This is a genomic window from Butyrivibrio sp. WCE2006 (assembly GCF_000701985.1).
Lineage (GTDB): Bacteria > Bacillota > Clostridia > Lachnospirales > Lachnospiraceae > Butyrivibrio.
Map to the genome: position 1 here is coordinate 1 of NZ_JNKH01000062.1, position 13,704 is coordinate 13,704.

A 13,704-nucleotide genomic window follows, 5' to 3' on the forward strand; every position below is an offset into this window, starting at 1 on the left:
GCTGCTGCGATAGCATCCTTAGCTGCCTGAATCTTATCAGCTGTAGGATCTGCCTTAGCTGCATCTGCTGCTGCATTAGCGTCTTCGATTGCTGCCTGCTTAGCGGCTTCCTTAGCTGCTGCGTCATCAGCTGCCTGTTTAGCTGCTACTGCTGCATCAATCTTAGCACTTATATCTGCAAGACCTTCCTCAGTTGCACCAGCTGCCTCAGCTGCTGCTACAGCATCCTTAGCTGCTTTGATGTTTGCTTCTGTAGGATTTGCTACTGCTGCGTCAGCTGCCTTCTCTGCTGCTGCGATAAGCTCTTCCTTAGTCTTGTTGTCAACGATATCCTTAGCATCTTTGTAAGCTGCTTCGGCTTCATCAACAACTTCTTTTGCGTCATCATAAGCTTTCTGAGCGGCTTCAACCGCATCCTTTGCTGCATCTACAGCTGCCTTAGCTTCAGTACTCTTAGCTCCAGCCTTTACTGCTGCTTCATATGCAGCCTGTGCTGCCTCTAATGCATCCAGCGCATTATCAAGGTTAGACTTAGCATCGTCAAGAGCTGCTTTTGCTTCATCAAGTTTTGCCTGTGTAGGAGTTTCTTTAACTGCTTCAGCTGCAGCTTTTGCTTCTATTGCTGCGTCTTCAGCTTTATCTGATGCCTCTATAGCATTTCCAGACTCTGTAATTGCTTCTTTTGCAAGGTCAAGCGCACCTGTCTCAGGAAGGATCTGCTTTATCGTTGCTTTAACTGTTAATTTAGCTTCTCCAGTTTTAGGATACTTGCCGGTAACTTTTGCGTTGATACCTTCAGAAATAGCTTCAAGTCTTCCGGCCTTAGAAGTTGTGAATTTTACGAATTTCTTTGAAGCTTCGTCATCAACTGACCAGGTCATCTGATCAGTGATATCCTGACTTCCCTTCATCACTACGAAGTCTCTTGTTTCACCAACTTCCATATTGAAAGCATCTGCTGTCCATGTTGTTTCATTCAATGTTCCGCTCTCAGAACCATCTATAGTAAGCGCATAAACATCTTTTAATACAGCAACTTTAGTCGTTGCATCAGGTTCATCAGGTTTTTCTGTCTTTGATTCTGCATCCTTCCAGAACTTGATAACTATAGGGGCTACTGAATCCTGCTCCACCTCTGCAGCAACTTCCACACTATCTCCTGAAATCTTAATAGCTTCACTATCTGTCGCCCATATTCCAGTAACAGGTGTATCATTACCAAATTCGTCAGTTACGTAAGCAGCGAGATTTGCTGTCTCACCATAGTATAGTGCCGGCACATCAACTTCATTGTATGTCTTTGTATGCTCGGCATCTTCAACTTCTGCTTTATATGTCTCTGCAGACTTAACCGCTGTAACAGTTACCTTGCCAAGCAGAGTCTTGCCAACCATAGCAGTGATATCGGTTGTCTTTGTTGTAAGCGAAGCAGCATTCTCTTTAATTGTCACAACACCATCAGCATCTACCTTAGCAACCTGAGGATTTGAAGAATTCCATTCTACTGTGCCTTCAATAGGCTCGCCAGTTGATTTAGCAACTGAGAAAGCATATGACTTTTCTTCCACACCATTAAAGGTTGCACCTATCTTATTGTCATCAGCCTTGAAGACATAAGACATTGCTTTAATATTTACGGTTGTAAACGCAGAAGCACCAACGCTCTTCACTGTTCCTGTTATTTTAACGTTATCCTTATCTCCAGTAACCTTCATTGCGGTGATAACGCCGTTGGCATCTACTGTAGCATAATTTGTATTTCCTGACGTCCATTCAACCTTACCAGTGTATGGCTTCGGTCTCTCGCCGCCTTCTGAAACATACATAGCAACATTCGCTGTCTCTCCAGCTTCAAGATTAACCGCATCTTCAACCACTTCGCCGTTGTCGTCTACTATAAAAGCATAATACTCATCAGCTACAGGAGCAGGGTCCTCACTGATAACTGCCTTATACGGCTTCTCAAATAACAACTCCAGATCATTGTTGAGAGGATATGAAGCATTGACAAATGCCCCATCGGTTACTTTAAGGCCAGTAACCAAACCATCTTCAGTAACACTTATCGTGTCTTCATCTTTGCTAAATAAAGAATACTTAGCTGCACTTACAGGACTTCCATCTTTGTTGTTGTACATTGTAAGCTGAATAGTATCATTCACATACTTTTTATTCTCAGCAGCAGTCTCGTTATTTCCATCTTCATCTAATACTGAGAAGGTTGTGCCATCAGCTATTCCGACAACTGTGAAAGGATATGTTGCTACTTCTTCGCCTTCATCATAAGTATCATCTTCATCTTTATCTGCCCATGCTAAAACTGTATATGCACCTGCAGCTGCGGTATCATTATGATCCTTAACTACTATAGTAGCGCGCTCAGTAAACGTTGTAGCGCTCGTACTTGGGGCAAACTCCTTAAGTACAAAAGCATTCTCCCCAACTGGAATACCCTTATCATTTTCAATAAACCAATCCACTTCTGCAGGGAATGCGGTCTCATAGTTAGCTGTCACCTTCAATGTAAGGTCCAGCCCTTCAGCACCATTACCTTTAACTGTCCACGCTTCAGATTTGTTCATGGCATTGCTGGGAATGAATTCAACGTCTTTCTCCGCCGTAATTTCCCAATCACCTAGTTTTAAACCAGTAATGGTAACTTCTTTTGTTGCAAGAGGATTTCCAGTTGGTGTATATTCTGCACTAAACGGCGTATTGTTTTCAACTGCATCGCCAATAAATACAGCATACGTAATATTTCCACTCTCACTAGCAGTCAATTCATGACCCTGATCGGGCGTCGTCGTCACAACCGCTGCTCCATTGGCTATAGCTTCACTCGAAGCCAAAAAACTGTACCCCGCAGTACCTACTTTAGCATACAGTCCAAGATACTTACCATTATCCTCATCTGTAAAATCTGACTTCGAATACGTCACATCATACTTTTCACCAACATACGTCGCGCTGTCAGCTGTACTTTCATCCTCAATAGTCCATCCTTCTGCGTAAGAAGCAGCTAACGCCGTAATCGGTATCGCCACCGCACTCAAGTTGCTTACAGCCAGTGCACCCGTCAGTGCCCATGACCATATTCTCTTGTTTTTCTTCATAAAGTTTTCCCCTTTCATATGAAATGTGTTTGTCCTTTGTCGCGACAAAGTCAGGAGTTTTACCCCTGAGAGAATTGGCGATTTTTCGTTAATATTTTAAAAGCAATAATCGTTAATTCTCTCAGAAATAAAAGTCGCTGATTTTGCCGAGGCTTTATATTGAAAGTCAGTGTTTTACTGGCTTTTCAATTCGTATACTTCAAATAGATATTTATGTGTGTATTTATTGAAAATATTGTGATTAAAAAAACATTGCCCAATCCATATCGGGCTCCTGCATTTCAGGGTACCCGCCTCTATGGATTTTTTTCCAAATATTATTGGGCTTTATTAGCCGTATGCTTAATTCAAAAAAGCTTATTGTTTTCTAAGGTTGTGTAATCTAAACTAGACATAAGAAGCATCGAACTGACAATCATAAAGATTTGCGGCTATTTCAGATATTGATTAAGATAGAGATGCACAATTCCAAAAGGATGACTTCATATGAATACTAAGACATTACCCATAGGTGTAGATAGTTTTGAAAAGTTAATAGATGGTGATTATTATTACATCGACAAGACAGGACTAATTGCAGAACTTGTTGAGAGCAGATATGAGGTGACACTTTTTACCAGACCAAGGCGTTTTGGAAAATCGCTGAACATGAGCATGCTCAAGAGCTTTTTCAATATTGATCAGAATAAAGAAAAACAAAAAGCATTGTTCAAAGATCTGAAAATATCACAATATCAGGATATCTGTAATGCATATATGGGACAGTATCCTGTTGTTTCCATTACATTAAAAGATGTTACAGGGAACAATATCAGTGAAGCGAAGACCCAGATAAAAGCGGTGATAGGCAAGGAAGCTCTCAGATATAAATTTGTACTTGATGATAGAGCTGTTACAGATGAAGATAAAGCTCTATACAGAGCTCTCATTGAAATATCAGATGGCGAGTTTGTCATGGATGATAGTGTTCTCAGAAACAGCCTGATGAATCTTACACACATAATTGAGAAGTACTACGATCAAAAAGTAATTCTTCTGATAGATGAATATGATGTTCCGCTTGATAAAGCACACAATGGCGGCTATTACGATGAAATGGCATCTTTGGTCAGAGACATACTCAGCGCTGCGCTTAAGAGTAATGACAGTATCAAATTTTCAGTATTAACAGGATGTCTCAGAATTGCTAAGGAAAGCATTTTTACCGGTCTTAACAATTTGAGAGTCCAGTCCATTTCTGATGTGGGATTTAGTGAGTGGTTTGGTTTTTCCGAATCCGAAGTCTCTGAGATACTTGATTATTATGGAATCCGTGACAAAAACGACATCATCCGCGAATGGTATGATGGATATAAATTCGGAAATATGAGCGTGTACTGTCCCTGGGATGTAATAAACTACATTCAGACTCTTAGGACTGATAAAAATGCTCTGCCGGAATTATACTGGGCTAACACAAGCAGTAATGACCTGCTTCTGAATCTCATTTCCGGAGCTGATGATCAGACAAAACATGATATAGAATCGCTTCTTTCCGGTGACTCTATTTCAAAATATATACATACTGAATTAACATACAGAGAGATCAACGAGTCGATTGATAATATCTGGAGCGTTTTATATATGACCGGATATCTGACTCAGGTTGTCAGAATGGAAAATGGTCAATATGAGCTAAAAATCCCCAACAGAGAGATTTATCTGCTCCTGAAAAACAATATCTATGATTTTGTTAAGCGTGAAAACAAAGAGAAATCTGATGATGCATACCATCTGTTTGATGCGCTGATAGAAGGAAACGATAAAGAAGCTGAAAGGATTTTTTCTGACTATCTCATAAATCATATCAGTATCAGAGATATAAACGTCAAAAAAGAGATGAAGGAAAATTTCTATCATGGTTATCTTCTGGGACTATTAAGCGCAGTGACAAGGGCTGTGGTTTCCAACAGGGAGTCAGGGGACGGATTTGCCGATATACTCATTAAGGCACCTGAAAAAAGGGTCGGTGTAATCATCGAACTAAAGTATGCAGAAAATGAAAAGCTGGATCAGTTTTGCGACGAAGCTTTACGTCAGATTGAAAACCGCGATTATGAACAGGCATTGTATGATGCCGGCATGGACACGATCATAAGCTATGGCATCGCCTGCTATAAAAAGAGGTGCAGGATCAAGAAGAAATAAGCATAGAATGAAGCAATTAGGAATACACTTATATTCTTAATTGCTTCATTTATACTATCTATCCTGCTAAAAAGGGGGTATTCAAAGTTTTTGAGGGTCAATCATTTTGAGTCAGATCCTCAAAACGCTTGGCAAACCCTCAAAAAGTTTGATTATCCATATTTATTTCAAATAAGCCTTAAGTTGTTCAACTAAAAGGTATACCATGGTACCAGGTGCGTATGATGAGGGAGTATCAATTCCATCTCTGAAATTCTCCATCCTGCGTTTTGCATTTTTGATTGCTGCATCAACGCCACCGATAGAATCCAGAAGATCGTATAAATCTTTTAGATTTTTTTCATATCCGTCTGCAGACAGATTATATTGTTTGAAAAGCTCGTTAAGTTTTTTGTTCCATTCATGCCGGTGTAAATCTGCATCACTATAACTAAAATGCAGATAAATCCAGTATTCAAAGCTTTGATTACTCCAACCTATGGAATATCCTTTGCTTTTTCCTGTGGCAATAGCAGAATCAAAATCCGGAAAATCATCTTTATCAAAAATAACCCAAATGTTTTGGTAGATAATTTTCGCCTTGTTTACACATTCCTCTGTAATTTCGATTAGTCACCCAGTAGAAGATCCCTGTCCATAAATGTCAATTTCCGGAACTTCAATAATATCAACAGTTCCACCAATTTGTTCAAGGATTTGTTTTTTTAGACCATTGAAGTAATAAGGCTCAGTTTTTTCACCTTCTGTAATGATAAGAAACGAGTTTACCTTAGGCGTTTTAAAATCATGGGTACGCTTTTTTCTATCGGCCCGTCTCTTTTTAAAAATATCATCGCTTCCCATTCAATCACCTGCTTCCACATTATAGTCAGATAATGAAGGGATTCCTCCATAAACTCCGGATAAATAGTCTTTTTCAAACGATGCATCAGAACGAATCTTGAAATCAGATAAGGCAGAAAGGCTGGAATACCCATAATCATCTTTTTGAACAAACCAGATCTGATCTCTTCTGAAAAATTTTCGATCCAAAAGAGTTGTGTCATGTGTTGTATAAATAAGCTGGGCACTAGAATCCTTATTGTTAAATAAATCAATTACAAATTTAAGAAGTAGAGGATGCAGCTTAATATTCAACTCATCTACGATCATAATTCCATCTCGCATAATGATTGAAGAAGCAATAATAAAAATAATTATACTTTTTAAGGTACCTTGCGATTCGCTATACAGATTTAGCTTATATTTCTTTTGATTCTTACCATTATGATATGTAAAAAACTCTATCTTTTTGTCGATTGTATCGTATGAAATATCCCTGATACCAGTATCAATAGCAGTGAGAAACCTGATGAGCTCATCTTTATTATTATCAATTACACCTGGCAGAAATCGTTCCATAACACGGGGATTTTCATAAAAGCGAGTATCTACTATCATCATGTGAGAAATTTCAGCAAATACTTTGTGAAATACTTCTGTTTTTAGAGATAATCTGCTGAAAAAGGTTAGGGCAAGAGCTTCTTTTGAAATCTGATTCTTATATCGGTCACATTCTCTTCTGATCGAAGCCCCCATTTTAATTGCTTCAGTACTGCGTTCTAAAATTATTGATTTACGATTGCTCTCAAAATCCCGGACATAAAACCATTCACTAATAATTTCTTTATCATCAAACTCAAATCCATAGCTATATTCTGCAGAATCATCACAGACAATAATTTGATATTCAGATGGAGAGAAATCATCATCAAAAGCAAAGGGATTATAATATTTTTCCAGAATGTTATCCTCAATCTCACCGACGGCATTCATAGAGCGCATAACTATATTTTGGAACATCTGTATACCATAGTAGAGGTTTGATTTTCCACTTGCGTTTGCACCATAGATTGCTGCTACTCGTAAGAACTTTTCTTTTGTTCCTTGGATTAGATTGTACTGATGTTCCTTATATGCTGGTATGGATGTCATATCAAGAGTGATTTCATCTTTAAAAGACAAAACATTCTTCATAGAAAACTGAACTAGCACGGCTTGAACCTCCTATTATTCCTATGATAATAAAATAACATTTTATGCATGTTACGTCAACAAAATTACGGAAATTTCACATAAATTTTGGCATAAGCAGCATATAGTGATATTCTTCATATAAATTAACGCTAATGGAATAGAAATAGGGGTTATTGGAGGTACTGAGCCTGATGATAGTTACATCAGCCTTACAGATATAGCAAAATACAAGAATTCTGAAGATCCCAGGATGGTTATTACTAACTGGATGAGCTCGTATTCAACAATCGATTTCCTCGCAGTCTGGGAAGAAATTCATAATTCGAATGATTTTAACCGATTGGAATTCCAATCGGTTAGAAATGAACGCGGCAGACTTATAATGACTCCGAAGCAGTGGATTGAAAGAATGCAGGCTAAGGGGATAATATCAAAAGCCGGCAAATACGGAGGAACGTATGCCCATTCTGATATTGCTTTTGAGTTTGCATCCTGGATTTCTCAGGGATTATCGCAACAGGAACGTTTACAAAAACTGCGTTCTGTGGCATATAAACAAACGGAAATCCTTAAAAATAATGCTGCAAAAAGAAATCTTGGTAATACTAATCCAAACCTTCTGAAAGGCGGTGACAAAGATGCTGATTAAAGAATTGAGAAAAATTACTGGATTATCACAGGCTGCATTCGCCAAGAAGTTCCACATCCCAGTAGGAACACTATCCCACTGGGAGCAAGGGGTAAGAACTCCCCCTGATTATGTTGTATACATGCTCTCACGAATCATATATATGGAACGTGAGCAATATCAAAAATAGAATGTTGCCTCACTGGAAAATCTGTCAGGTATATGGTTCTGCAACTTCGAATTCATTTAATTCACCCCAACCATAGACTGATACTTTTTCGTTATTGATCAAGTAATACAAGGGACATCGTTGTGGAGTGATGTCCCTTTTTCTATTGACGGAGAGTGGCTTCAGCAATTTTCCTCATAATACGCTCATAATAGTCTATATCCATCACAACAAATCTGCTCTAAACGCTCTTTGTAACAAAAACATGTTTATTAAATCCAGAACTTCTACGCTCAATCCCTACAGAATAATCTCCTATTAGAATTATCTACATACCACGCACGTCCTTTGTGATTACGTTATATATTATGCAAAGCCACTTGGATAACATGAATATTCCATGATATTCGCTATATCGCTTCTACTATTTCTGCCCAATTAACTGTAAAAAGTTTTTGTCGATTCTTCATTTCTGCAAATTTGCAGCAATTCCTTTCCAAAAGTACACATAAATATCTATTTGAAGTATACGAATTGCAAAGCCAGAAAAACACTGACTTTCAATATAAAGCCTCGGCAAATTCAGCGACTTTTATTTCTGAGAGAATTAACGATTATTGCTCACAAATTATTAACGAAAAATCGCCAATTCTCTCAGGGGTAAAACTCCTGACTTTGTCGCGACAAAGGACAAACACAATTCATATGAAAGGAGAAAACTTTATGAAGAAAAACAAAAGAATATGGTCATGGGCACTGACGGGTGCACTGGCTGTAAGTAACTTAAGTGCGGTAGCTATGCCTATGACAGCATTGGCCGCTGATGGTGACTTGTCAATTGCGTTTTTTAAGGAAAATACAACTGATGCGCTTCCGTCTGATACATTGGTAGTTGGTGAAAATGCTTACGTAAAGGGCACTGAGACAACGTCTCAAAATATTACAAGTGTGAGTTATTCAGCATCGGGAGATGCGAAGGATGCGATTTCCTTTACAATAGATCCGGACGATGAGCTAAGCGCCATTATTTCTGGAGACAGAAACGTGATTGCTGGAAAGCGCCTAGTAAACAAAACTACTACTGTTATTGGAACATCACAAAACGGAAAAGTTGCGAATGCAGTGCTTACCATTGGTACTTTGGATACAAATGAGGCGACAAAGATTGCGATAGCTGATCCAGATGAAGGAACGATAGATTCAACAGCGATTCTTACATACGGAAAAAAAGATGATGGAAGCTATGCATTACTAGCAGGCTCAACGACAGACAAATTGCAATTAACGCCTTTAGTTATAGAATCCTATAATGGAAAGGATGTTTATTATCAGGTTGGTGCTTCTAGCCCAGATGCAACAAAAGAGTTGCTGGGAAATGGTAAGGATAGTTCGACAACTCAGGCAACAATTACTTATGATTCATCAGATAAAAGTGTTGCCACAGTAGATTCGAGCGGACAAGTGACTCCGCTGAAGTCTGGATCAACAAGGATTACTGCTACATATGAATACAAGACTGGTGACACTAAATCTGTAAAAAGTTCAGATGTGCTCAATCTTGACATTGTGGGAAGACCTGGTCAAGTAACTGTTAAGAATGGCAAAACTACTGTTGGTTCAGATCCTATAGAACTTACAAATGATGATCCGTCAGTATCTTTAGATGCAAGTGTAGCAGCGTTGGCCGGATCATATGCTGTAGATCAGAAGGTTTATTGGGTATCTTCAGATAGTAGTAAGGTGAAAGTTACTACTAACGATGAAAATGGTGTGTCTGCAACATTAACTGCAGTAGGAAATACAGCAGGAACTGCAGTGTATGCCGTTTCTAAGGAACTTGTTGATAGAGTGAAACTGGCGCATCCTACACTAAAAGAAGATGATATAGCCTTAAGTCTAACATCTGGTACAACATATGATGCAGAACTGGGGTATAGTTCTTCTAGTGCAAGTTCATATGCTGCTACAGTAAATGTTAAAGCAACTGGTGCTGGTTTGGAACTTATTGCAGCAGATGAGAAAGTATCTACTGGTATTAAGGGAACAGGCTCTACTACAATAACAACAAATGATGATTCGATTACTCCTGGTTCTTCAGCTTCAAAAACAAGCGTAAAACTCACTGCAAAATCAGATGATGAATCTGTAGCAACTGTAAGGGTTTCAAATGGAACTATTACTGTTACAGGTGTTAAGGAAGGTACAACAACAGTTAGAGTATCTGGTGTATATCTTGATGAAAATGAAGACGAAGTAAATGCAAAAGAAACATCATTTAAGGTTTCTATTGTAGAAGGAAGTTTTGCACTTGATACAAAGGACGCAGAAATAGAAGTAGGAGAAACTGCAACGCTTGAGACAACTACTACAAGAATAATTAGCCCCGATAATGCCACCAATACTTTTAAGTATGTATATGCTTGGTCAGTAGATGATTCCAAAATAGCTACAGTAGAAGGAAACGATGATAAGGCAACAGTTGAGGGCGTGGCAGCTGGTAAAGCTACTGTTACTGTAACGCTTTATGAAGAAAATACAACAATAGCTACCGGTGAAGTTGTATCAGAGAAAATTGGAACAGAAGTTGCAGTTATTACAGTTAAAGATACTGAAGGAGAGAAGAAGGCAGCTGCTATTGAAGCAGCAAATGCAGCAGCAGAGAAAGCAAAGGCAGATCCTACAGTTGATAATATTCAGGCAGCTAAAGATGCTATTGCAGAAGCAGAAAAAGCAGGAGTAGACGCTAGTGATCTGGAAGCAGCTAAGGCAGCATTGAAGGCAGCTGAGGATAAGGCGGCTGAAGCAGAAAAGAAGGCTGAGGAAGAAAAGAAAGCTGCTGAGGAAGCAGCTAAGAAGGCTGAGGAAGAAAAGAAAGCAGCCGAGGAAGCAGCAAAGAAAGCTGAAGAAGAAAAGAAAGCAGCTGAAGAAGCTAAGAAGGCTGAGGAACAGAAGAAGGCCGAGGAAGCTAAGAAAGCTGAAGAACAGAAGAAGGCTGAGGAGCAGAAGCAGGAAGAGCAGAAACAGGCTGAGGAACAGAAGAAAGCTGAAGAGCAGAAAGCAGCTGAAGAAGCAGCTAAGTCCGACGGTTCTAAAGCTGGAAAACCTGCACCTGTAGGTAACGAACTTAAGGATGCTAACGGTACAACAACTGGATACGTTGTAACAAATGCAACAGCTGGTGCCGGCGAAGTTGAGTTCAAGGGAACAGCTACAGACAAGGCTTCTGCTACAGTTACTATTCCTGAAGAAGTTAAGGATCGCAGCGGTAACGTTTATAAGGTAACATCTATCGCTCCTGAAGCTCTTAAGGATGCAACTGGTAAGACTCTCAACATTGGCAAGAACATTAAGAAGATCGGAAAGAACGCACGCAAGAACGCTAAGTTCAAGAAGATCAATATTAAGACCGACAAGAAGGGCAAGCTTAAGATCGGCAAGGGCGCACTCAAGACCAAGAAGAAGGCTACAATCAAGGTTAAGGGCGCTAAGGGCGAATATAAGACCAAGCTCATCAACAAGATCAAGAAGCAGGCTCACAAGAAGTCTACAGTTAAGTAATTTCGATTACCCAACTGACTGACATTCTAAGCTAAACTAATAAAAGGGATTACGGTTCATATCCAAATGGACTGTAATCCCTTTTTATGCGGTTGATTGAGTCTTCGGTGTCATCAGCGTCCATGCAGATCCAGATACTGCGGATGGGCTTTAGGCCGTCATAGTTCGATATATAATACAATCAGAATCTCGACAGATCCAATGGCTTTATTTCGCAATTTTTATATATTTTTATTTTTGCGAAGCAGAAAGCCATCTTGCAATATCAATTATCCTTATACCCTCATGCTGAATCTCATCATGCTTTGTCCTGGCAATAATCATTTTCGGATAAGCATCTTTTATACTCATAAGAGGCGATAGTTCTCTTTTATACGTTTCTTCTCGCGAAATATCATCAGATACCTGTATATACAGCTTCTCGCCTTCTTTTATAGCAACAAAATCAACTTCCTTCTCGTATAGTTTTCCAACATATACTTCGTATCCCCTACGTAGCAGCTCTAGTGCAACTATATTTTCATAAAGATGTCCATAATCAGCATCCTTGGTACCTAATTCTGCAAAACGAAATGACAAATCGGAAAGATAATATTTCTTATCTGACTCAAGGTATTTTTTCCCTTTAATATCGTATCGCTGAATTGGATAAAACAAGAACGAACGACACAAATAATCAATATAAGCACCAACGGTTTTGTCGTTTGTTTTATACGTACCGGATGTTAGTTTCTTTGCAACATTTCTTATAGAAGTCTGATTGCCCACATTGTCCATCAAGAAATTGCCTATCATAACAAGCAGATCTTCATTCTCAATTTTAAATTTTGTTACTATATCCTTTGTGATGGTGGTCCTGTATATTCCATTGACATATTTTCTGGCATCTTCTTCTGTCTTATATAAATATGAACCAGCCATACCACCTTTTTTGACATAATCATCAAATGCATCGTCCACATCATTAGATGGAAAATATTTCAAATACTCATTAAACGAAAACGGATATAACTTTACTTCAAATACTCTTCCTCCAAACAATGTCGCAAGGTCGCTTGAAAGCAGGAATGCATTAGATCCGGTAAGGTATATATCATACAATTCTTCCTCATATATACTATTAATAACCCTTTCAAAGCCATCACACATCTGAACTTCATCAATAAATAGATAATTATTCTTTTCTGCATCATATTGCTGTTCGATGTACGCATAAAGCTTATCTCCGTCAAGTAGAGTTTCATTCTTTTTTAGATTCAACTTAATACGTACTATATTCGCAGATTCTTCTTGCGCAATATTATTAATGAGCGCGTCCATAAGTTTTGATTTACCGCTTCGACGAACTCCTGTTATAACTTTAATATCCGGAATATCTTTTACCGCCAGAAGGACGTTTAAATAGTAATTTCTTTGAATTAGTTTCATGATTTTTTTACCTCATAAACAGTATAATCCATTTCGCAAATTTAAACAATTTTAATATTTGCGAAACAAAAAGCAACTATCATTCGATAACTGCTCTATGTAAAAGCCGCCTATTCATGCATGTTTTTGTTAATAATATAAAAAATATCTTAATCAACTTTGAAATAGTAGCCTCTGTTTTTTCACTATTTAAATGCATTTAATGGAAAAATCCGGAGATCATCCGGTAATCAGGTAAAAAGAATTTGATATGCATTTTGCATGCTGTGTCAAGATAACACGGTATGGGGACAAATTCATCTTAAGTTTGTATTAATATATGGTTTTATGCCTTAAGAAAGCAAATTTAATCATTACAAATTTTGACTTCTCACGATGTAAAACATTGCATTTATTCGCCTGAATAATCATTTAGTATTAGTTTGATGCTCACACAGAATTATGATACTCCTTAACGAAGAAAAAAGGGATTACAGTCCATCTGGATATGAACCGTAATCCCTCTTATTCGTTTAGCTTAGAGTTCTTTGCTCATTCAGCTATTTGGGTTAGAAAAATTCGATTACTTTTTCTTAACTGTAACCTTCATTCCCTTCTTAACAGCT

The 13,704-nt window shown here is 38.4% G+C and carries 9 protein-coding genes; 4 read left to right on the top strand and 5 right to left on the bottom strand.

Annotation, left to right across the window (positions count from 1 at the left end; translation table 11 throughout):
* On the bottom strand, window positions 1-3,113 hold a 3,113-nt coding region (locus T501_RS20515; RefSeq protein WP_442856394.1), incomplete at its 3' end, for a hypothetical protein.
* Between the two features lie 486 nt (window positions 3,114-3,599).
* Here T501_RS20515 and T501_RS18595 point away from each other — a divergent pair.
* Window positions 3,600-5,300, top strand: a complete 1,701-nt coding sequence (locus T501_RS18595) for an AAA family ATPase (protein ID WP_044916924.1) — start codon at window positions 3,600-3,602, stop codon at window positions 5,298-5,300.
* A 162-nt stretch (window positions 5,301-5,462) separates the two neighbouring features.
* Here T501_RS18595 and T501_RS22780 read toward each other — a convergent pair whose 3' ends face one another.
* The 3 genes from T501_RS22780 to T501_RS18605 are packed head-to-tail and all read right to left on the bottom strand — an operon-like array spanning window position 5,463 to window position 7,334.
* Entirely contained in the window at window positions 5,463-5,909 is a 447-nt protein-coding gene (locus T501_RS22780; RefSeq protein ID WP_334291532.1) for an RloB family protein, read from the bottom strand.
* A gap of 3 nt (window positions 5,910-5,912) precedes the next feature.
* Window positions 5,913-6,143 carry an RloB family protein gene (locus T501_RS22285; RefSeq protein ID WP_242845576.1) on the bottom strand — a complete coding sequence of 77 codons (231 nt, stop codon included), beginning with the start codon at window positions 6,141-6,143 and terminating at the stop codon, window positions 5,913-5,915.
* Window positions 6,144-7,334, bottom strand: a complete 1,191-nt coding sequence (locus T501_RS18605) for an AAA family ATPase (protein WP_044916926.1) — start codon at window positions 7,332-7,334, stop codon at window positions 6,144-6,146.
* A 184-nt stretch (window positions 7,335-7,518) separates the two neighbouring features.
* On the opposite strand from T501_RS18605, the gene T501_RS18610 reads away from it, so the two are divergent.
* The 3 genes from T501_RS18610 (at window position 7,519) to T501_RS20520 (ending at window position 11,671) form a co-directional block, all read left to right on the top strand.
* On the top strand, window positions 7,519-7,965 hold the full coding sequence (locus T501_RS18610; RefSeq protein WP_255347460.1) for a KilA-N domain-containing protein: 447 nt from the start codon (window positions 7,519-7,521) through the stop codon (window positions 7,963-7,965).
* Window positions 7,955-8,134 (top strand): helix-turn-helix domain-containing protein, encoded by a 180-nt coding sequence (locus T501_RS18615; RefSeq protein ID WP_044916930.1) that lies wholly within the window; start codon window positions 7,955-7,957, stop codon window positions 8,132-8,134. The genes T501_RS18610 and T501_RS18615 overlap by 11 nt, the downstream gene beginning before the upstream one ends.
* 702 nt (window positions 8,135-8,836) lie before the next feature.
* Window positions 8,837-11,671 carry an Ig-like domain-containing protein gene (locus tag T501_RS20520; RefSeq protein ID WP_050008410.1) on the top strand — a complete coding sequence of 945 codons (2,835 nt, stop codon included), beginning with the start codon at window positions 8,837-8,839 and terminating at the stop codon, window positions 11,669-11,671.
* Between the two features lie 231 nt (window positions 11,672-11,902).
* On the opposite strand, the gene T501_RS18625 is transcribed toward T501_RS20520, so the two are convergent.
* Complete coding sequence (locus T501_RS18625; RefSeq protein ID WP_044916932.1) at window positions 11,903-13,099, bottom strand: ATP-binding protein; 1,197 nt, start codon at window positions 13,097-13,099, stop codon at window positions 11,903-11,905.
* Between the last annotated feature and the right edge of the window lie 605 nt (window positions 13,100-13,704).

Coding starts and splice junctions, on each gene's coding strand:
- T501_RS18595 (WP_044916924.1), top strand. CDS start 3,600: ATGAATACTAAGACATTACCCATAGGTGTAGATAGTTTTGAAAAGTTA.
- T501_RS22285 (WP_242845576.1), bottom strand. CDS start 6,143: ATGGGAAGCGATGATATTTTTAAAAAGAGACGGGCCGATAGAAAAAAG.
- T501_RS18615 (WP_044916930.1), top strand. CDS start 7,955: ATGCTGATTAAAGAATTGAGAAAAATTACTGGATTATCACAGGCTGCA.
- T501_RS20520 (WP_050008410.1), top strand. CDS start 8,837: ATGAAGAAAAACAAAAGAATATGGTCATGGGCACTGACGGGTGCACTG.
- T501_RS18625 (WP_044916932.1), bottom strand. CDS start 13,099: ATGAAACTAATTCAAAGAAATTACTATTTAAACGTCCTTCTGGCGGTA.